Origin of the sequence: Nocardioides dokdonensis FR1436 (assembly GCF_001653335.1) — a bacterium.
Lineage (GTDB): Bacteria > Actinomycetota > Actinomycetes > Propionibacteriales > Nocardioidaceae > Nocardioides > Nocardioides dokdonensis.
Genome location: NZ_CP015079.1, coordinates 2172059 through 2193277 on the forward strand (window position 1 = coordinate 2172059; position 21219 = coordinate 2193277).

The 21219-nt window shown below is 63.9% G+C and carries 16 protein-coding genes and 3 rRNA genes; 17 read left to right on the forward strand and 2 right to left on the reverse strand.

The window, feature by feature from the left end:
* Window positions 1–26: 26 nt before the first annotated feature.
* Window positions 27–503: a hypothetical protein gene (locus tag I601_RS10300; protein WP_157520025.1), complete on the forward strand. Its 477-nt coding sequence runs from the start codon at window positions 27–29 to the stop codon at window positions 501–503.
* Between the two features lie 85 nt (window positions 504–588).
* Here the strand turns inward: I601_RS10300 and I601_RS10305 are convergent, their stop codons facing one another.
* Entirely contained in the window at window positions 589–2268 is a 1680-nt protein-coding gene (locus tag I601_RS10305) for a sigma-54-dependent Fis family transcriptional regulator (RefSeq protein ID WP_068109083.1), read from the reverse strand.
* 156 nt (window positions 2269–2424) lie between these two features.
* On the opposite strand from I601_RS10305, the gene I601_RS10310 reads away from it, so the two are divergent.
* From I601_RS10310 to I601_RS21475, 13 genes are all read left to right on the forward strand, one after another.
* A complete protein-coding gene (locus tag I601_RS10310) occupies window positions 2425–4062 on the forward strand; it encodes a ferritin family protein (protein ID WP_068109085.1) in 1638 nt (545 codons plus the stop codon).
* Window positions 4063–4140: 78 nt separating this feature from the next.
* The gene (locus I601_RS10315) at window positions 4141–5190 is read left to right on the forward strand and encodes a 2Fe-2S iron-sulfur cluster-binding protein (RefSeq protein ID WP_068114724.1); all 1050 of its coding nucleotides are present in this window, start codon (window positions 4141–4143) and stop codon (window positions 5188–5190) included.
* Window positions 5191–5255: 65 nt separating this feature from the next.
* Window positions 5256–6362 carry an aromatic/alkene monooxygenase hydroxylase subunit beta gene (locus I601_RS10320; RefSeq protein WP_068109087.1) on the forward strand — a complete coding sequence of 369 codons (1107 nt, stop codon included), beginning with the start codon at window positions 5256–5258 and terminating at the stop codon, window positions 6360–6362.
* A 2-nt stretch (window positions 6363–6364) separates the two neighbouring features.
* Window positions 6365–6703, forward strand: a complete 339-nt coding sequence (mimD, locus tag I601_RS10325) for a propane 2-monooxygenase effector subunit MimD (RefSeq protein WP_157520027.1) — start codon at window positions 6365–6367, stop codon at window positions 6701–6703.
* Between the two features lie 90 nt (window positions 6704–6793).
* The gene (locus tag I601_RS10330; RefSeq protein WP_068109094.1) at window positions 6794–7837 is read left to right on the forward strand and encodes an amidohydrolase family protein; all 1044 of its coding nucleotides are present in this window, start codon (window positions 6794–6796) and stop codon (window positions 7835–7837) included.
* An 11-nt stretch (window positions 7838–7848) separates the two neighbouring features.
* A complete protein-coding gene (locus I601_RS10335; RefSeq protein ID WP_218917789.1) occupies window positions 7849–8577 on the forward strand; it encodes an iron-sulfur cluster assembly protein in 729 nt (242 codons plus the stop codon).
* A gap of 32 nt (window positions 8578–8609) precedes the next feature.
* On the forward strand, window positions 8610–9599 hold the full coding sequence (locus tag I601_RS10340) for an NAD(P)-dependent alcohol dehydrogenase (protein ID WP_237089606.1): 990 nt from the start codon (window positions 8610–8612) through the stop codon (window positions 9597–9599).
* 55 nt (window positions 9600–9654) lie between these two features.
* The gene (groL, locus tag I601_RS10345) at window positions 9655–11304 is read left to right on the forward strand and encodes a chaperonin GroEL (RefSeq protein ID WP_068114726.1); all 1650 of its coding nucleotides are present in this window, start codon (window positions 9655–9657) and stop codon (window positions 11302–11304) included.
* Between the two features lie 13 nt (window positions 11305–11317).
* Window positions 11318–11545 carry a hypothetical protein gene (locus tag I601_RS10350; protein ID WP_068109102.1) on the forward strand — a complete coding sequence of 76 codons (228 nt, stop codon included), beginning with the start codon at window positions 11318–11320 and terminating at the stop codon, window positions 11543–11545.
* A gap of 25 nt (window positions 11546–11570) precedes the next feature.
* A complete protein-coding gene (locus I601_RS10355) occupies window positions 11571–11912 on the forward strand; it encodes an iron dependent repressor, metal binding and dimerization domain protein (RefSeq protein WP_068109104.1) in 342 nt (113 codons plus the stop codon).
* Window positions 11909–12142, forward strand: a complete 234-nt coding sequence (locus tag I601_RS21985; protein WP_068109108.1) for a FeoA family protein — start codon at window positions 11909–11911, stop codon at window positions 12140–12142. The genes I601_RS10355 and I601_RS21985 overlap by 4 nt, the downstream gene beginning before the upstream one ends.
* Window positions 12139–12969: a FeoB small GTPase domain-containing protein gene (locus tag I601_RS21470; protein ID WP_218917790.1), complete on the forward strand. Its 831-nt coding sequence runs from the start codon at window positions 12139–12141 to the stop codon at window positions 12967–12969. The genes I601_RS21985 and I601_RS21470 overlap by 4 nt, the downstream gene beginning before the upstream one ends.
* Complete coding sequence (locus I601_RS21475; RefSeq protein ID WP_179948563.1) at window positions 12966–14387, forward strand: nucleoside recognition domain-containing protein; 1422 nt, start codon at window positions 12966–12968, stop codon at window positions 14385–14387. Before I601_RS21470 ends, I601_RS21475 begins: the two co-directional genes overlap by 4 nt.
* Here I601_RS21475 and I601_RS10370 read toward each other — a convergent pair.
* Window positions 14384–15124, reverse strand: coding sequence for a DUF4386 family protein (locus I601_RS10370; RefSeq protein WP_157520030.1), 741 nt, complete (start codon window positions 15122–15124; stop codon window positions 14384–14386). The genes I601_RS21475 and I601_RS10370 overlap by 4 nt on opposite strands.
* 587 nt (window positions 15125–15711) lie before the next feature.
* Between I601_RS10370 and I601_RS10375 the strand changes: the two genes are divergently transcribed.
* The 3 genes from I601_RS10375 (at window position 15712) to rrf (ending at window position 21077) form a co-directional block, all read left to right on the forward strand.
* Window positions 15712–17228: ribosomal RNA gene (locus I601_RS10375) — 16S ribosomal RNA — on the forward strand.
* Window positions 17229–17681: 453 nt separating this feature from the next.
* Window positions 17682–20816 (forward strand): 23S ribosomal RNA (locus tag I601_RS10380).
* 144 nt (window positions 20817–20960) lie between these two features.
* Window positions 20961–21077 (forward strand): 5S ribosomal RNA (gene rrf, locus I601_RS10385).
* Together the 16S, 23S and 5S rRNA genes form the textbook arrangement of a ribosomal RNA operon.
* Window positions 21078–21219: the final 142 nt, after the last annotated feature.

The window sequence follows — 21219 nt, forward strand, 5'->3', positions numbered from 1 at the left end:
GGCTGAGCAATACGACGATGCCCACGATGGAGCTGCTCTACCTCGATGGACTGGCCGTCCATCTGCTGGGTCCGGATGCGCCGGTTCCGCCGTACACGGTCGAGCACGGGACGACGATCGCGAGCCATCTCCTCCGCGCCGTGACCGATGCGCCCACCGTGGACCTGGAGCTGGAGCCGGACCCCGATGAGGAGGATCCGGCCATCAGCGTCGCGCGGGAGTCGGTCGTAGCGGGCGGACACCGCCTGTCCAGCCGCGGGGGGCCGGGCGTGCACCAGCTCGTGACACGGTTCCTGACCGCTGCTGTAGGTGAGCTCGAGCAGCACAAGGACGACCCGGAGGGCCAAGTGCGCTCCCTGTTCTACTACGGGTTGCTGGCGATCGCCTCGGGCCCGGAGAACCAGACCAACGACCAGGTCGCCGAGGGTGCCCTCGCGGCGTTCAACGCCTGGGATGCCCGGATCGGCGCGGGTTTCGTGCCGCCGTGGCGGATTGTTGCCTGAGCCTGCTGGGATCGGCGCGGCGCCTCGCCGTGCCGACCCGGGGGTCCTGATCGGCGTCGTCGGGCATCGCGATGCGGCCCGGATGTCACCGAGGCATGACGATGCCGTAGTCACGGAGCTTGCGATAGATCGTCGCCCTCGACGTGCCCAGTGACGTGGCCGCAGCGGTCTTGTCGCCGTCGAAGACGTTGAGCGCCTTCACGATGGCGTCTCGCTCCAGCGACTCCATCCGCGAGAGGCTGCGCCGGGTGGTCGCCAGGCACTCAGCCGGCAGATCGCCGATGTCCACGACGCCGGAGCGTCGGGTACGGACGATCGAGAGCAGGATGTCGTGCAGGTGCGTGACGTTGCCGGGCCAGGCCAGGCGCATCAGCTGGTTGATGGCCTGCTTCGACAACGTCAGCTGCGGGGCTCCGGCGCGGTCGAGCAGCGACCGCACCAGCTCCGGCAGGTCCTCGAGGTGCTGCCTCAGCGGTGGCACCTCGATCGTGCGGGGGAAGAAGTGGAGCAGGTGCGTGCCGGCCTGTGTCTCGTCCTGGCCCTCGATGGTGGTCAGTGCTATCCACCGGTCGTCGTCCGCCGCCGACGAGGCCTCGGTCGCGTGCAGCAGGTCGGCGAGTCCGTCGAGCTGTTCTCGGTCGAGCAGGTGCGCGCGACGCACCACTAGATCCGCACCACTGTCCAGCTCGGCCTCTGCCTGCGCGATCAGAGCTGTCGAGTCGTCGGCCGCGTCCACCACCGCCAGGCGGCGAGAACGCGCGGTGTGCCGGTGTGCGGCCTCGAGCAGCGCCATCTTCCCGGTGCCGGTCTCACCTTGCACGACCACCCGTCGCGATCGCGAGAAGGAGTCGAGCAGCTCCTGGCTGACATGTCTCCAGGCTGCACTGGTCCCACTCAGTCCGGTGAGGGCGCCGGCGGGGGATTCTCGGGCGATGGAGCGGTGCTGCTTGATCTGGATGACCCCGCCCGCCAGTGCCTCGCCCACCAAGGTCGGCTGGTAGGCGAGCCGAGCGGTGACCCCGCTGGGCAGGTCGGCGATCACCGTGGTGGCGGAGAAGCTGCCGATCGCATCTCTGGCCTGGGCGAGCAGCGCAGCCTGATCGTGGGCATCGAAGTGCTGCTCAGTGAGGCTGTTCATCATGAAGACGCTCTTGCTCACCGCCATCACCGGGCCGCCGCTGTGCTGGCAGGCGGCGTGGTAGCCCGCGAGGAGAGCCGCGTCGAGCTCAGTGGCCATCTCGATCACGCGCTGCTGGATCCGCCGGGCAGCGAGCTTGGCGAAGGAGAGCAGCAGGGAGTTGCAGTTGCCGCTCGCCGTCGTGATGTCGATGACCCCGAGCAGCGCACCGGAGGTCGGGTGGGTGATCAGGGCGCCGGCGCACGAGAACGCTCGTAGACCGCCGGAGTAGTGGTCGCTCCCGTGCACCAGGACAGAGGCGCCCACCTCCAGCGCGGTACCGATGCCGTTGGTGCCGACCTCGGGCTCGGCGTAGCCGAAGCCCGGCGCCAGGTTCACCTTGTCGAGAGCCCTGAGCAGGGAGTGGTCGCCGCCCATGCGTCGGAGCGCGACGCCGTGGTGGTCGGTCAAGATGATGCAGACGGGCTCGTCGACCAGCTCGGTCGCCAAGGCCTTCAGCACCGAGTCGGCGGCGCGCAGGAGCGTCGACTCCGCGGCGTCCGGCGCGACGAAGGTGGGGCTCGGGTTGTCCGTGTCCACCTGGGCAGCCGCTGAGCGCTCCCACGAGACGCGGATCAACGAGCGCATGGGTTCCTCATGGGGCGAACGTACTCGCCGGGCGCTGTGACCTGCGTCTCACATTGAGACAGGGGTGATGACGAGACGCGTGTTCTGTGTGTGCCACAGGCCGAACGAACCGGCAGGGCACGGCACACGGGTCGGCCCCCGACCAAGGAGGCAAGGTTGAGCAGACAAAGTCTAACGAAGGCTCACGCCAAGATCAGCGAGCTGACGTGGGAGCCGACGTTCGCCACTCCGGCGACGCGATTCGGCACCGACTACACGTTCGAGAAGGCCCCGAAGAAGGACCCTCTCAAGCAGATCATGCGGTCCTACTTCCCGATGGAGGAGGAGAAGGACAACCGCGTCTACGGAGCCATGGATGGTGCGATCCGCGGCAACATGTTCCGTCAGGTGCAGGAGCGCTGGATGGAGTGGCAGAAGCTGTTCCTCTCCATCATCCCCTTCCCCGAGATCTCGGCGGCCCGAGCGATGCCGATGGCCATCGACGCGGTCCCCAACCCGGAGATCCACAACGGTCTTGCGGTCCAGATGATCGACGAGGTCCGACACTCGACGATCCAGATGAACCTCAAGAAGCTGTACATGAACAACTACATCGATCCCGCCGGGTTCGACATGAGCGAGAAGGCGTTCGCCAACAACTACGCCGGCACCATCGGTCGACAGTTCGGCGAGGGCTTCATCACCGGTGACGCCATCACGGCAGCCAACATCTACCTGACGGTGGTGGCCGAGACCGCGTTCACGAACACGCTGTTCGTGGCCATGCCTGATGAGGCGGCGGCGAACGGCGACTACCTGCTGCCGACCGTCTTCCACTCGGTGCAGTCCGACGAGTCGCGCCACATCTCCAACGGCTACTCGATCCTGCTGATGGCCCTGGCCGACGAACGCAACCGGCCGTTGCTCGAGCGGGACATGCGCTACGCGTGGTGGAACAACCACTGCGTGGTCGACGCGGCGATCGGCACCTTCATCGAGTACGGGACCAAGGACCGTCGCAAGGACCGTGAGAGCTATGCGGAGATGTGGCGTCGCTGGATCTACGACGACTACTACCGCAGCTACCTCCTTCCCCTGGAGAAGTACGGGCTCACGATCCCGCACGACCTGGTGGAGGAGGCCTGGAACCGGATCGTCAACAAGCACTACGTGCACGAGGTGGCTCGCTTCTTCGCCACCGGGTGGCCGGTCAACTACTGGCGCATCGACGCCATGACCGATGCCGACTTCGAGTGGTTCGAGGAGAAGTACCCAGGTTGGTACTCCAAGTTCGGAAAGTGGTGGGAGAACTACAACCGCCTGGCCTACCCCGGACGCAACAAGCCGATCGCCTTCGAGGACGTGGGTTACCAGTACCCGCACCGCTGCTGGACGTGCATGGTCCCGGCCCTCATCCACGAGGACATGGTCACCGAGAAGGTCGACGACCAGTGGCGCACCTACTGCTCGGAGACCTGCTACTGGACCGACGCGGTCGCGTTCCGTCCCGAGTACGAAGGCAAGCCGACCCCCAACATGGGACGGCTCACCGGGTTCCGCGAGTGGGAGACGTTGCACCACGACAAGGACCTCGCCGACGTGGTGCAGGACCTGGGCTACGTGCGTGACGACGGCAAGACCCTCATCGCTCAGCCGCACCTCCATCTGGACGACCCCAAGAAGCTGTGGACGCTCGACCACATCCGCGGGATCCAGTTCATGAGCCCGAACGTGCTCCTGAACCAGATGTCGGACGTCGAGCGTGAGGCGCACCTCGCCGAGTACAAGACCAACGGCACACACGCCACGGTCTGACCTGCTGCACCGCTCGGAGGCGTCGAGGAGCGACTCGGCGCCTCCGGGCTCCCCATGCACACGACCAAGGAGGAACCCGTGGCCGCCAAGCACACCATCACCTTCGAACCGGTTGACATCGAGATGGAGGTCGGCGAGGACGAGAACATCCTCGACGCCGCGTTCCGTCAGGGCATCCACCTGATGCACGGCTGTCGGGAGGGCCAGTGCTCGGCCTGCAAGTCGTACGTCCTGGACGGCGAGATCCAGATGGACCGCTACTCGACGTTCGCCTGCAACGACTCCGAGGCCGCGGAGGGATACGTACTGCTCTGCCGATCGCACGCCTACAGCGACTGCACCATCGAGCTGTTGAACTTCGATGAGGACGAGCTGCTCGGAGGGGTGCCGATCCAGGACGTCATGACCCGGATCAGTGCCATCGAGTCCATGACCCGCGACATCGTCTCGCTCCGCCTGACAGCGGTGGAGCCGACCACCTACGAGTTCAAGCCCGGGCAGTATGCCGACCTCACCATCCCGGGCACCACCGAGCACCGGTCGTTCTCGATGGCCACCACGCCGTCCACACCCGGCGAGGTCGAGTTCCTGATCAAGAAGTACCCGGGTGGCAAGTTCTCCTCCCTCCTCGACGCCGGGCTCAGTGTCGGCGACGAGATCGGGCTCACCGGGCCGTACGGGGCCTTCACCCTCAAGGACGGGCATGCGCTGCCGGTGGTGTGCATCGGGGGAGGCGCCGGAATGGCGCCGATCCTCTCGCTGCTGCGACAGCTCAGCGAGACCGAGAGCTCTCGTCCCGTCCGCTTCTACTACGGCGCACGCACCGCGGAAGACCTGTTCTACGTCGACCTGATCGAGTCGCTCGGCAAGTCGCTGCGTGACTTCGAGTTCGTCGTGTGCCTCTCCGAGTCGCTGCCCGAAGACCCGTCGCTGTACGCCTTCGAGGCCGAGGCCGGGAACGTCACCGAGGTGGTCGAGCGCCGCGAGGAGGCGCTGGCCAAGACCGAGGTCTACCTGTGCGGTCCCCCTCCGATGGTGGACGCGGCGATGGTCTTCCTCGACCGGCAGGGAGTGCCGGCGGACCAGGTCTTCCACGACTCGTTCACCAGTCCGGCAGCAGCGGACTGAGCAGCTCCACCCCCCATCCACCCACCCGTCCCAGACCATCGGACTGCCACAGGGAGTTGACAGACATGTCTGACATCACCAACCAAAAGGAACGCAGCTTCCCCAAGATCGAGTTCACGGACTCGGAGGCGGGTGCGCTGACCTTCCCCAGCTCGAAGAGCCGGAGCTACAACTACTTCACCCCGGCCAAGAAGCGGTCGACCATGTACGAGGACGTCACGGTCGACGTCCAGCCCGACCCGGACCGACACCTGTCCCAGGGCTGGATCTACGGCTTCGGTGACGGGCCCGGTGGGTACCCGCACGAGTGGACCACGGCCAAGTCGTCGAACTGGCACACCTTCCTCGACCCCAACGAGGAGTGGGAGCAGACGATCTACCGCAACAACTCCGCCGTGGTGAAGCAGGTCGAGCTGTGCCTGAACAACGCCAAGAGGGCCAGGGTCTACGACAGCTGGAACTCCGCGTGGTTGAAGTTCGTCGGCCGGAACATCGGTGCGTGGATGCACGCGGAGAACGGCCTGGCCCTGCATGTGTTCACCTCCATCCAGCGCTCCGGGCCCACCAACATGATCAACACAGCAGTGGCCTTCAACGCGGCGCACAAGATGCGCTTCGCCCAGGACCTGGCCCTGTTCAACCTCGACATGTCCGAGGCCGACGTCGAGTTCGATGGCGCCGAGCACCGCGAGGTGTGGCAGCAGGCGCCGGAGTGGCAGCCGACCCGGCAGGTCGTCGAGCAGCTCACGGCCGTGGGCGACTGGTGCGAGCTGCTGTTCGCCACGAACATCGTCTTCGAGCAGCTGGTCGGGTCGCTGTTCCGCACCGAGCTGGTGATGCAGATCTCGGCACGCAACGGTGACTACATCACTCCGACGATCGTCGGTACCGGCGAGCACGACTACGACCGGGACCTGGGCTACACCCGAGCGTTGTTCCGGCTCCTGACCCAGGACGAGGAGCACGGCGCAGCGAACAAGGAGCTGTTCGGCTCGTGGCTCAGCACCTGGGTCCCCAGGTGCTTGGAGGCCGCCTATGCCCTGCAGCCGATCTGGTCGCAGCCGGCAGACAAGCACGTCACCTTCGCGACCAGCCTGGCCAACGCCAGCTCGAAGTTCGCATCGCTGCTCGAGGACCTCGGGCTCGACATCCCCCAGGAGCTGAACCAGTGAGCATGCAATTCGGATCCGACGTGGAGTTCTCCAACATGTGCGGCGTCACGCTGATGAACACGCCGATCGGGCGGGCCGTCGCTGAGGTGATGGGCGAGAAGGACGGGGTCGAGCTGACCGAGTACCCGTCCATGATCCGGGTCGACGGCCCCACGCTCCTGGAGTTCGACTACGACGAGCTCACCGACGCGCTGGGCACGGACTTCGATGGCTCGACGTTCGAGGAGATCAGCTCCACGCACTACGGGCGGATGGTCCACCTGGACGACAAGACCATGTTGTTCGCCAGCCCCGAAGATGCGGCCGAATACATCGGCTTCGACCTCAACGTCGCGACCTGAACCACCACGAGCGTCCCGTCCGGGACCCGGGTCTGTGGTTCCGGGCGGGACTTCTGACAGACCACTCACGCACCAGAAGCGAGGCATGAGATGTACAGCAAAGATGGCGAAGACTATTTCATCGTCGACAGTCACGTTCACCTGTGGGACGGGCGCAAGGAGAACCAGAAGAACATCCACGGCCAGGAGTTCATCGACTGCTTCTTCGACTACCACACCAACCTGAGCCCGGACTCCGAGAAGTGGAGCTACGAGGAGTACGTCTACTACGGCGGCGAGCGCCTGATGAAGGACCTCTTCGAGGACGGGTACGTCGATCACGCCATCTTCCAGTCCACGATGCTGATGGAGTTCTACAAGCGTGGGTTCTCCTGCTCGGACGAGAGCTGGGCCCTGACCCAGAAGTATCCGGAGAAGCTCACCTACAACCACTCCTTCGACCCCCGCAACGGCGAGGCGGGACTGAAGCAGCTCGAGGCCGACGCCGAGCGGTTCAACCTGCGGGGCATCAAGCTGTACACGGCCGAGTGGTTCGGTGACTCGCGCGGATACAAGCTGAGCGACCCTGGCTGCCGGACCTACCTCGAGAAGTGCCTCGAGCTGGGCATCACGAACATCCACGTGCACAAGGGCCCCACGCTCAAGCCGCTGGACCGCGACGCGTTCGACGTCGCCGACGTGGACGCCGTCGCCTCGGACTACCTGGACCTGAACTTCATCGTCGAGCACTGTGGCCTGCCCCGGTTGGAGGACTTCTGCTGGATCGCCACCCAGGAGTCGAACGTGTACGCCGGCCTCTCGGTCGTGATGCCGTTCATCCACACCCGGCCGCGCTACTTCGCCGAGGTGATCGGCGAGCTCCTCTACTGGGTGGGGGAGGACAAGATGACCTTCTCCAGCGACTACGCGCTGTGGACCCCCAAGTGGTTGATCGAGAAGTTCGTGGACTTCCAGATCCCCGAGGACCTCAGCGACTATGCGCCGATCACGACCGCGCAGCGCAAGAAGATCCTCGGCCTCAACGCCGCTGCGCTCTATGACATCGACGTTCCCGAGCACCTGCGGCTGCCGACCACCGCCGGCGTTGCCGAGACGGAGGTGGCTCCCGGGGCCAAGCAGGCCGTCGCGTCATGATCGTCGCGACGATGTCCCTCGAGGCAGAGGTGCTCGCTGCCCTGTCGACGGTCCTCGACCCCGAGCTCGACGAGCCCATCACCGATCTCGGCTTCGTGCGCTCCATCGAGATCGACGAGCACGGTGTGTCGGTGCACGTACGTCTGCCGACGTCCTTCTGTTCCCCCAACTTCGCCTACCTGATGGTGTCCGATGCTCGTGACGCGCTGCGGCGTGTGGAGGACATCGGGCGGGTCCATGTGTTCCTGGACGACCACCACGACTCCGAGAAGATCAACGCCGGGATGGCCGCGGATGCCGGCTTCCGCGGGACCTTCGGGGTCGAGGCCGAGGACAGCCTCGACGAGCTTCGACTGATCTTCCAGCGCAAGGCGCACACCGCTGCGATGGAGCGCTGCATCGAGGACCGGTTGAAGAACTCCGGCCTCGCTGTGTCCGACATCTACCGCTTGCGGTTGCGCAACCTCCCTGGCGGTCAGTTCAAGGAGGCGCTGCTGCGCAGGCGAGCCACCCTGGGGCTGGACATCGCTCCCGATTCGTCGGTGTTCGTCGATGAGCTCGGGGTGCCGGTGCCGCCTGATGACATCCCGCTCAGGCTGCGCTTCGCGAAGTCGGTCCGGATCTCCATCGAGGGGAACTCCCACTTCTGCCGGGGGCTGCTGGCCACCCGCTACGAGGACGAGGAAGACCTGGCGACCCGCATCACCAACACCCGGCTCGTGACGAGGAGTGCTTCATGAGGGCGGTTCAGGTTGTCGGCTACCACACGAAGATGCAGATGACAGAGGTGCCGGACCCCCAGGTGGAAGGGCCCCTCGACGTGGTGGTGAGGATCGGCGGCGCAGGAGTGTGTCGTACCGACCTCCATGTCCTGGAAGGTCAGTGGGAGGCCAAGTCGGGAGTCGAGCTCCCCTACACGATCGGGCACGAGAACGCCGGCTGGGTCCATGCCGTCGGCGACGCCGTCAGCAACGTGGTGGTGGGGGACAAGGTGATCCTGCACCCGTTGATGACCTGCGGGCTGTGCCGCGCCTGCCGGTTCGGTGACGACGTGCACTGCGAGAACAGCAAGTTCCCCGGCATCGACACCGACGGCGGGTACGCCGAGTACCTGCTCACCAACGCACGCAGCGTCGTCAGGATCGACGACTCGCTGGAACCGGCCGGCGTCGCCGCACTGGCCGACGCCGGCCTGACCGCCTACCACGCAGTGGCCAAGGCTGCTCGGGCCACCCGACCCGGGGACGTCTGCGTGATGATCGGGGCCGGCGGCCTGGGCCACATCGGCATCCAGGTCATGAAGGCGATCTCGGCGGCGACGATCATCGTCGTGGATCGCAACCAGGCGGCCCTCGACCTGGCCCTGGAGATCGGCGCCGACCACGTGGTGCTCGCTGATGGACGTCATGTGGCCCAGGTGCTCGAACACACCGGCGGCAACGGCGCTGAGGCCGTCGTCGACTTCGTCGGCGAGGGCGGTGCGACCGCCGAGGGCATCGCGATGCTGCGCCGGGCCGGGAGCTACTACGTCGTCGGCTACGGCGAGAACATCGACGTGCCGACCATCGACGTGATCTCCACCGAGATCAACTTCATCGGCAACCTCGTCGGTTCCTACAACGACCTGCAGGAGCTCATGGTCCTGGCGGCCAGGGGCGACGTCCGGCTGCACACCACGACCTACCCGCTCGCGGACTTCCAGCGAGCGCTCGACGATCTCGACAACGGACGGGTCCGGGGCCGGGCGATCCTCGTCCCCTGAGGCACGGCAACACCCATCAACAGACCATCGATTGCTACGTGAAGGGTTGTTCGACATGGCTAAGGAACTGAGGTTCAACGAGGAAGCACGGCGGCTGCTGGAGTCCGGGGTCAACGCCCTGGCTGATGCGGTCAAGGTGACGCTGGGGCCGAAGGGTCGCAACGCGGTGCTGGAGAAGCTCACCGGCCCCCCCACCATCACCAACGACGGAGTGACGATCGCGAAGGAGATCCAGCTCCGCGAGCCCTTCGCCAACATGGGGGCCCAGCTGGTCAAGGAAGTCGCCATGAAGACCAACGGCGTGGTCGGTGACGGCACGACCACCGCCACGGTGCTGGCGCAGGCGATGGTGCGCGAGGGCATGGCCGCCGTGACCGCCGGCGCCAACCCGATGCGGGTGCGCCGCGGCATCGAACGGACGATCCCCGTCCTGGTCAAGACGCTCGCGGAGTCGGCCGTCGACGTGTCGGGACAGGACGACCTGGAGCGAGTCGCGTCCCTGGCTGCCAGCGACGACGACGCGATCGGGCGCGTCATCGCCGAGGCGGTCGCCCGGGTGGGACGAAACGGCATCGTCACCACCGAGGAGTCCGAGACGCTGGGACTCTCGGTGGACGTCGTGGACGGCATCGAGTTCGGCCACGGCTACATCTCCGGATACATGGTCACCGACCAGGAGAAGATGGAGACGGTCTACCAGAACCCGGTGATCCTGCTGACCAACAAGAAGATCACGCAGGTCCAGGACATCATGCCCACCCTCGAGGTCGCCAAGCGCGCCGAGCGACCGCTGGTCGTCCTGGCGGAGGACGTCGACGGTCCGGCGCTGCAGCTGCTGGTCGGCGGGAACATGCACAACACCATGTCCTCGGTGGTGGTGCGAGCGCCCGGCTTCGGCCATCGCCGCATCGCGGAGCTGCAGGACCTCGCGGTGGCACTCGGCGGTCAGGTGATCGCGAAGGACACCGGCCTGGAGCTGAGCGAGGTCACGCGCGAGCAGCTCGGCTCGTGTGATCGCATCACGATCACCGACAGCGACACCACCATGGTGGGAGGGCACGGCGACAAGGACCTCGTCGAGATCCGCATCGCGCAGCTGGAGACGCAGTTCGAGCGTGCCCGCCTGGACGCGGATCAGGACAGCCTGCAGCTGAGGCTGGCTCGGCTGGCCGGCACCGTGGCGGTCATCAAGGTCGGTGGCGCCACGAACGTGGAGCTGCGGGAACGGATGCTGCGTGTCGACGACGCACTCTCTGCCACTCGCGCCGCGCTGGAGGAAGGAGTGGTGGCAGGCGGGGGCGCCGCACTGGTCCACGCCCAGGAGGCCGTGTCCCGGGTCGAGCTCAGCGGCGACGACGCGGTCGGGCGCGAGATCGTCCGGCTAGCACTGGAGGAGCCGCTCCGGTGGATCGCGATCAACGCCGGCTACGACGGTGACGAGGTGGTGGCGGCGGTCGCAGGAATGCCGACGTCGCACGGCTTCGACGCACTCACGGGCGAGTACGTCGACATGCTCGAGGCGGGGATCATCGACCCGTTCAAGGTGACGCGGGCGGCCCTGGAGAGTGCAGCCTCCATCGCTGCTCTCCTGATCACCACCGAGACGGCCGTGGTCGAGGAAGTGTTCGGGAACCCGGGAGCCATCATGGCTCCCGGGTTCGGCGACCTCGCCGAGGGCATGGTTCGCCCCTCGAACATCTACTGAGGGGGTGCGAGCAATGGGCAACGGGTTGCAGCTGATGGCCATCGGTGCATTGCTCGTGGGGAGCCTGCTGCTGCGCAACGCAGCAGCAGGCCACCTCACCCCTGGGATGGTGCCCGCCTGTCTGGAGGGGCGGCTGCGTCTCACCAACCGGATGGCGCCGTGGATGTTGGCCGGCGCGTCGGCGGCGGTCCTGGCGGGATCGGTACTCACCCTGGTGTCTCAGATTGCGACACGACAGTGAGACGCATCACCCTAGGCTCCGCCGCATGACGAGGACCAGCATCCATGTGCAGGTCCCCCTCCCCTCCGAGGACGAGCGGAGGGGGAACGGACAGGACCACGAGGACCCGGCAGGCACACGCCGACGTCTTCTGGTGGAGACCTTCTTGCACCGAGTCCTCGGACTCACGTGCGAGGAGATACCCGAGGAGGTCACCATGCTCGAGCGCAACCTCAGCCACGGGGTGGAGGAGCTGATCGACGCGGCTCTCGGCTTCCCGCGACATGATCATCACGGTCGCGCCATTCCCGCAGCGCCGATGGGCAGCGAGCCGATCGGCAGCGCTCGGGCTGGCCGCGGGGGCTGTGCCGCAGCGGTGGAGTCATGACCCTGGACGAGCTGCCGCGTCGGGGATGTGCAGTGGTGACCAGTCTGGAAGCCACGGGCGCAGAACGGCGGCGGCTCATGGATCTCGGGGTCCTCCCGGGTGTGGAGGTCCGCTCAGAGACCAGGAGCCCCCTCCGAGACCCGACCGCCTACCGGGTGCGCGGCACCCTCATCGCCCTGCGGCGCTCGCAGGCACGGGGCATCCACATCGTCCTGCAGGACGAGCGATGAGGGTCGACCTCCCGATGCTGGAGGCCGGGACCGGAGCGGTGGACCACGCGTGTGGGGGATGTGCCCTCAACGGGGTCTCGAACCTCAAGAAGTTCGGCCTCGCGACGAGTGGGTGCGACGTCGTCGTCGCACTGGCCGGCAACCCCAACACGGGGAAGAGCACTGTCTTCAACGCCTTGACCGGGTTGCGGCAGCACGTCGGCAACTGGCCGGGCACCACGGTCGCGCGAGCCGAAGGCGCGTACGGCTTCAATGAGCGGTCCTTCAAGGTCGTCGACCTGCCGGGCACCTACTCACTGCTTGCCGGGAGCCGTGACGAGGAGGTCTCGCGGGACTTCCTCCTCTTCGGGGAGCCCGATGCGACGGTGGTCGTGGTCGACGCGACCCGACTCGAGCGCAACCTCAACCTGGTCCTGCAGATCTTGCAGGTCACCGATCGAGTGGTTGTGGCCCTCAACCTGATGGATGAGGCCAGGCGGCACCGCACGGAGATCGACCTCCGACACCTGACCCGCGCGCTCGGCGTGCCGGTGGTGCCGATGGTGGCTCGTCGCGGTGAGGGTCTCCCTGAGCTGATGGCGGCGATCGCGGAGACGGTCGGCGCCTCCCCGAGAAGGCGCCGCCGGCGCGAGCAACGGTTCGAGCCGGTCGTCTCCCGTGCCATCGACGAGCTGGCGGGCCACCTGGTCGCCGGGTTCCCAGGACTCGCCAACGCACGATGGGTGGCGCTGCGTCTGCTCGAGGGTGACCCTGGCATGGAGCGTGCCGTCCGGAACGGGACGCTGGGCGAGCTGGCCCAGCAGCAGGCGAGAAGAGCGGCCTCATGAGCGGCCTCGTGAGCAGTCCGGTCCTCGAGGCGGCAGCGAGGCTGCGCCACACCATGCCCGACGACTTGAGCGAGGGCGTGGTGACCTCGATATTCGACGATGCTGCCGCCATCGCTCGCAGCAGTGTCTCGACGGACTCCCCGGAGGACGGCTCGCGGAGGCCGACCGTGGATCAGGTGCTCGACCGTGCCCTGACCCACCCGGTGTGGGGCTTCGTCGTGATGGGGGTGCTGTTCTACGGGGTCTTCTGGTTCACCATCGCAGGTGCTGCGGTGCCCTCGGACCTGCTCTTCGTGGGGCTGGTGGATCATGGGCACACCTGGCTGCGCAGCGGCTTCGAGGCGGTCGGTGCCCCGTGGTGGGTCACCGGGCTCCTCGTGGACGGGGTGTACCTGGGGACCGCCTGGGTGGTGGCGGTGATGCTTCCCCCGATGGCGATCTTCTTCCCGCTCTTCACGTTGCTCGAGGACTTCGGCTACCTGCCACGGGTCGCCTTCAACCTCGATCGGCTCTTCGCTGGCGCCGGTGCGCATGGCAAGCAGTCGCTGACCATGATGATGGGCTACGGCTGCAACGCCGCCGGGGTGACGGCTACTCGCATCATCGACAGCCCCCGCGAACGGTTGATCGCGATCATCACGAACAACTTCAGCGTCTGCAACGGGCGGTGGCCCACTCTCATCCTGATGGGCACGATCTTCATCGGCTCGATGGCGCCCCCGGCCCTCGCCGGGCTGTTGGCCGCCGGAAGCGTCGTGCTCGTGGCTCTGGTCGGGATCGCCACGACGATCGTCGTCTCGTGGTTCCTCTCGCACACGATCCTGCGTGGCGAGACATCGGTGTACTCCCTGGAGCTCCCGCCCTACCGGAGACCGCAGGTGTGGCGCACGATCTACACCAGCATGGTGGACCGCACCTTCAAGGTGCTGAAGAGGGCCCTGGTGATGGCGGCCCCGGCGGGCGCGGTGATCTGGCTCCTCGGCAACGTCGAGATCAGCAGCACCAGTCTCGCCATGTACCTCGTCGACGCACTGGAACCGGCGGGCTGGGTGCTGGGCCTCAACGGTGTGATCCTGCTGGCCTACCTCGTGGCGATCCCCGCCAACGAGATCGTCATACCCACGATCCTCATGCTCACCTTGACGTTGCACGCTGCGCCGGGCACCGCAGCGGGGGTGATGCTCGACATGTCCGACCTGGAGGCGAGCACGGTGCTCGTCGGTGTCGGCGGCTGGACCCTGCTGACGGCGGTCAACCTGATGCTGTTCTGTCTGCTGCACAACCCCTGCAGCACCACGGTGCTGACCATCTGGCGGGAGACAGGGTCCGTCAGGTGGACCACCTTCGCCACGTTGATGCCGCTCGCGCTGGGTGGCCTCGTCACCGCCGGCACCGCGGTGGTCTGGCGCATGTTCTAGCTGTGAGCCCGGCCGGGTCGGACAGCCCGGTGGGTGGTCTCCGCGGGTCGAGAGAGGTGCAGCAGTCGCCGACCCACCAGGACGGCGAAGACCGACCACGGCGCCAGCGACACCACCGCGAGCACCAGGCCGACCTGCCCGAAGGTGGCAGGGACGACCATGAGGACGGCGCTGGCCAGGCCCCACGCTCCCGTGGCGCGGCTGAAGACCGCGGATCGCAGCATGAGGACGCTCAGGATCAGCAGGGTGGCGAAGCCGAGGTAGTAGTAGACGACGTACCCGGTGCCCTGCCAGGTGGCGAGCATGCCGTCGCCCGTGGCCAGCAGCGCCGTCCGTTCCGCTTCGTCGGCATCGGCGTACGTGGTGGCGAGCGTCAGCATCTCCACGGGGCGTGTGGAGGACATGAAGGCAGCCGTGCCGACGACGGCGAACGCGAGCGCGACCACCACCGCTGACCGGCTGACCCGCCACAGTGCGAGACCCAGGGCGACGTAGACCAGGAACGTCAGGGTGTTCGACACGATGAAGAGCAGGTCGAGCGAGACCAGACCCAGGACCGGGTGGTCCAGCAGCAGGGCGTAGAACCCCGCGGTCGAGGTCGGCGGGGGCCAGAGCAGGTACCGGCCGACCTCCACGACGATCATCGCCACGACCGCGAAGGCGCACCAGCCGCCGGTGACGAGGAGCCCGCGCCACTGCGGTGCATCCGTGTGAGGAGTCACCCGGTCGTCAGCCATCACCCCAGCCTTCGTCCCGCTGCCCGAGCACGCCAGGGACCTTGGTCATCTGCACCGACTGCCCGGGCAGGACCTGCCGGGACCGCCGTCGGGGGACTCGGTTCGCGCCGAATTGACCCACGGCAGGACGGGGCCTAAGTTTCTCGTCGTTGCCCCGGCAGCCGCCCGCAAGGGAAGGCCGCAGGAGCAGCCACCTTCGGCCAGCCGGCCGGAACTTCCAGCAGCAGGACCCGCTGGGAGTTCTCTCGGCGCGCCGTGGGTGAGGAACTCGTCGGAGACGGGGTTCCGCCCAGCTCACCGAGTTGACGCGGACTACCACAACCGGTAAGTTTCTGCAGGTTGCCCCGCCGCTGGAGCCGAGAGGTTGCAGGACGGTGTGCGTCTGATTCTTGAGAACTCAACAGTGTGTCATAGTCGACGAATTAGTTTGTTATGCCCCGTCGATCACCGAAGCCCTTTTGGGGTGGGTGTGGTTGATGGTTTCTTTGGTAAGACGATGATTCTGGCAATTGTCAGTTTTGTTCTCTTGTCGGGGGCATCTCTTTTTGCTGCATCGGCCCTCAAGGGGGAAGGTGTGGTGTTGTTTTTCAACGGAGAGTTTGATCCTGGCTCAGGACGAACGCTGGCGGCGTGCTTAACACATGCAAGTCGAGCGGTAAGGCCCTTCGGGGTACACGAGCGGCGAACGGGTGAGTAACACGTGAGTAATCTGCCCCTCACTTCGGGATAAGCCTCGGAAACGGGGTCTAATACCGGATACGACACAGACCTGCATGGGTTCTGTGTGGAAAGTTTTTCGGTGGGGGATGTGCTCGCGGCCTATCAGCTTGTTGGTGGGGTAATGGCCTACCAAGGCTTCGACGGGTAGCCGGCCTGAGAGGGTGACCGGCCACACTGGGACTGAGACACGGCCCAGACTCCTACGGGAGGCAGCAGTGGGGAATATTGGACAATGGGCGGAAGCCTGATCCAGCAACGCCGCGTGAGGGATGACTGCCTTCGGGTTGTAAACCTCTTTCAGTGGGGACGAAGCGCAAGTGACGGTACCCACAGAAGAAGCACCGGCCAACTACGTGCCAGCAGCCGCGGTAATACGTAGGGTGCGAGCGTTGTCCGGAATTATTGGGCGTAAAGGGCTCGTAGGCGGTTTGTCGCGTCGGGAGTGAAAACACCGGGCTTAACTCGGTGCTGGCTTTCGATACGGGCAGACTAGAGGTATTCAGGGGAGAACGGAATTCCTGGTGTAGCGGTGAAATGCGCAGATATCAGGAGGAACACCGGTGGCGAAGGCGGTTCTCTGGGAATTACCTGACGCTGAGGAGCGAAAGTGTGGGGAGCGAACAGGATTAGATACCCTGGTAGTCCACACCGTAAACGTTGGGCGCTAGGTGTGGGGTCCATTCCACGGATTCCGTGCCGCAGCTAACGCATTAAGCGCCCCGCCTGGGGAGTACGGCCGCAAGGCTAAAACTCAAAGGAATTGACGGGGGCCCGCACAAGCGGCGGAGCATGCGGATTAATTCGATGCAACGCGAAGAACCTTACCTGGGTTTGACATACACCGGAAAGCTGCAGAGATGTAGCCCCTTTTAGTCGGTGTACAGGTGGTGCATGGCTGTCGTCAGCTCGTGTCGTGAGATGTTGGGTTAAGTCCCGCAACGAGCGCAACCCTCGTCCTATGTTGCCAGCGGGTTATGCCGGGGACTCATGGGAGACTGCCGGGGTCAACTCGGAGGAAGGTGGGGATGACGTCAAGTCATCATGCCCCTTATGTCCAGGGCTTCACGCATGCTACAATGGCCGGTACAAAGGGCTGCGATCCCGTGAGGGGGAGCGAATCCCAAAAAGCCGGTCTCAGTTCGGATTGGGGTCTGCAACTCGACCCCATGAAGTCGGAGTCGCTAGTAATCGCAGATCAGCAACGCTGCGGTGAATACGTTCCCGGGCCTTGTACACACCGCCCGTCACGTCACGAAAGTCGGCAACACCCGAAGCCGGTGGCCTAACCCCTTGTGGGAGGGAGCCGTCGAAGGTGGGGCTGGCGATTGGGACGAAGTCGTAACAAGGTAGCCGTACCGGAAGGTGCGGCTGGATCACCTCCTTTCTAAGGAGCACACGCCCCGATGTCAGACGCATGTTCTGGCACGTATGGTGGTGTTCACTAGTGGAATCGTCGATGATGTTTCTTTCACCTGTTGGTGGGGGTTGTCTTAGTACTGTCGTTCATCTCTTCGGGGGTGGGGGGCGTGGAACGGAGGAGCCTGCTGGGAGGTGGGGGACTGGCACACTGTTGAGCTTTGAGGGATCAGATTCCCTTCGGGCCGGTCTTTGACTGGTGGCGAGGGGGTTTGGTTTGCTCTGTGCCTCCTTTGCTCCGCGTCCCGTCTGTTGGTGGGTGTGGGGGTGTTGGTGGGCTGGTTGTTTGTGAATTGGATAGTGGACGCGAGCATCTGACGCGATGAAGGCTCTCTCCTCTTGTGTGGGGTGGGGGTGTTGGTCGTGTCTTTCTAGATGTGTAATTAAGTCTAGTCTTTGTAGTTTTTGTTGAGTGTTTGTGAGACAAGCTATGAAGGGCACATGGTGGATGCCTTGGCATCAAGAGCCGATGAAGGACGTAGGAGCCTGCGATAAGCCCTGGGGAGTTGGCAACCAAGCTGTGATCCGGGGGTGTCCGAATGGGGAAACCCAGCTGGAGTCATGTCCAGTTACCCGCGCCTGAATATATAGGGCGTGTGGAGGGAACGTGGGGAAGTGAAACATCTCAGTACCCACAGGAAGAGAAAACAAAAGTGATTCCGAGAGTAGTGGCGAGCGAAATCGGATGAGGCCAAACCATGTACATGTGATACCCGGCAGGGGTTGTGTATGTGGGGTTGTGGGACCGTATGGGAGGATCTGCCGGTCTTCCACACAGTAAGAAACTCACGTTGAAGTTGAAGTCCATTGGAAAGTGGCGCCGTAGAGGGTGATAGCCCCGTAAGTGTAAGTCGTGAGCTGTGATGCGGTATCCCAAGTAACACGGAACCCCTGAAATTCCGTGTGAATCTGGCGGGACCACCCGTTAAGCCTAAATACTCCTTGATGACCGATAGCGGACAAGTACCGTGAGGGAAAGGTGAAAAGTACCCCTGGCGGGGAGTGAAATAGTACCTGAAACCATGTGCCTACAATCCGTCGGAGCTTTGCTCACACTTTGTGTGACGGGGTGACGGCGTGCCTTTTGAAGAATGAGCCTGCGAGTTTGCGTTGTGTTGCGAGGTTAACCCGTGTGGGGAAGCCGTAGCGAAAGCGAGTCCGAATAGGGCTACTTAGTAGCACGATCAAGACCCGAAGCGGAGTGATCTATCCATGGGCAGGTTGAAGCGCGGGTAAGACCGCGTGGAGGACCGAACCCACTTAGGTTGAAAACTGAGGGGATGACCTGTGGATAGGGGTGAAAGGCCAATCAAACTCCGTGATAGCTGGTTCTCCCCGAAATGCATTTAGGTGCAGCGTCGCGTGTTTCTTGCCGGAGGTAGAGCACTGGATAGCTAATGGGCCCTACAAGGTTACTGACGTTAACCAAACTCCGAATGCCGGTAAGTGAGAGCGCGGCAGTGAGACTGCGGGGGATAAGCTCCGTAGTCGAGAGGGAAACAGCCCAGACCATCAGCTAAGGCCCCTAAGCGGTGACTAAGTGGAAAAGGATGTGGAGTCGCAGTGACAACCAGGAGGTTGGCTTGGAAGCAGCCACCCTTGAAAGAGTGCGTAATAGCTCACTGGTCAAGTGATTCCGCGCCGACAATGTAGCGGGGCTCAAGTCACCCGCCGAAGCTATGGCATTCATGCGAGCCCAGCATCCCCTTGAGGGGTGTTCAGGTGTGTGGATGGGTAGGGGAGCGTCGTGTCGCGAGTGAAGCGCCGGAGTGATCCAGGTGTGGACGCGACACGAGTGAGAATGCAGGCATGAGTAGCGAATCACGTGTGAGAAACACGTGCGCCGAATGATCAAGGGTTCCAGGGTCAAGCTAATCTGCCCTGGGTAAGTCGGGACCTAAGGCGAGGCCGACAGGCGTAGTCGATGGACAACGGGTTGATATTCCCGTACCGGCAAAGTAGCGCCCATGACGAACCTGGTGATGCTAACCATCTGAAACATCCATGATCGGACCCTTCGGGGCGAGACGCGGGTGCGTAGCGTGGGACCCGAACTGGTAGTAGTCAAGCGATGGGGTGACGCAGGAAGGTAGTCCAACCGTACCGATGGTTGTGTACGGCTAAGCATGTAGGGCGTCATCTAGGCAAATCCGGATGGCTGACTTCGATGTCGAGCTTGAGATGTGATGGGGACCCCGTATGGGGGAAGTGGATGATCCTATGCTGTCGAGAAAAACCTCTAGCGAGCTATGCGCCGCCCGTACCCCAAACCGACTCAGGTGATCAGGTAGAGAATACTAAGGCGATCGAGCGAACCACGGTTAAGGAACTCGGCAAAATGCCCCCGTAACTTCGGGAGAAGGGGGGCCCGGAACGTGAACACCCTTGCGGTGGGAGCGGGAAGGGCCGCAGAGACCAGGCCCAAGCGACTGTTTACTAAAAACACAGGTCCGTGCGAAGTTGTAAGACGATGTATACGGACTGACTCCTGCCCGGTGCTGGAAGGTTAAGAGGACCTGTTAGGTGGTAACACCGAAGCGGAGAATTTAAGCCCCAGTAAACGGCGGTGGTAACTATAACCATCCTAAGGTAGCGAAATTCCTTGTCGGGTAAGTTCCGACCTGCACGAATGGAGTAACGACTTGGGCGCTGTCTCAACCGTGGACTCGGCGAAATTGCACTACGAGTAAAGATGCTCGTTACGCGCGGCAGGACGGAAAGACCCCGGGACCTTTACTATAGTTTGGTATTGGTGTTTGGTTCGGCTTGTGTAGGATAGGTGGGAGACTGTGAAGCATTCACGCCAGTGAGTGTGGAGTCAACGTTGAAATACCACTCTGGTCGTACTAGATGTCTAACCTAGGTCCGTCATCCGGATCAGGGACAGTGCCTGATGGGTAGTTTAACTGGGGCGGTTGCCTCCTAAAGAGTAACGGAGGCGCTCAAAGGTTCCCTCAGCCTGGTTGGCAATCAGGTGGCGAGTGTAAGTGCACAAGGGAGCTTGACTGTGAGACAGACATGTCGAGCAGGGACGAAAGTCGGAACTAGTGATCCGGCGTCGGCATGTGGAAGCGGCGTCGCTCAACGGATAAAAGGTACCCCGGGGATAACAGGCTGATCTTCCCCAAGAGTCCATATCGACGGGATGGTTTGGCACCTCGATGTCGGCTCGTCGCATCCTGGGGCTGGAGTAGGTCCCAAGGGTTGGGCTGTTCGCCCATTAAAGCGGCACGCGAGCTGGGTTTAGAACGTCGTGAGACAGTTCGGTCCCTATCCGCCGCGCGCGCAGGAAACTTGAGAAAGGCTGTCCCTAGTACGAGAGGACCGGGATGGACGAACCTCTGGTGTGCCAGTTGTCCCGCCAGGGGCACGGCTGGTTGGCTACGTTCGGAAGTGATAACCGCTGAATGCATCTAAGCGGGAAGCACGTTTCAAGATGAGGTTTCCCACCGGGTTAACCGGGTAAGGCCCCCAGCAGAACACTGGGTTGATAGGCCGGAGGTGTACAGCAGCAATGCCTAGCCGACCGGTACTAATAGGCCGAGGGCTTGTCTTACACTCACTCAGCTGAACCTACAAAGTCTCGCGTCCACGAATCCACACACACAGACAACACGTGTATGATCACATGTGAATAATGGCTTGGTAACCAGCCACACCAGACGGTGAACACACCCGTCTGGGCTGGTACCGCAAGAGTTACGGCGGCCATAGCGAAAGGGAAACACCCGGTCCCATCCCGAACCCGGAAGTTAAGCCTTTCAGCGCCGATGGTACTGCAACCGGGAGGTTGTGGGAGAGTAGGACGCCGCCGGACAATAATTAGCAGCAGCCCCACCGCACCGCGGTGGGGCTGCTCGCATTTGCAGGGCATCTCGCGGAGATCTCTCTGGAGGCCCAGCGACGTACCGTCGACGTGAACGTCAGCCCGAGCTGGCCACCTACTCCGCGACCGAGTT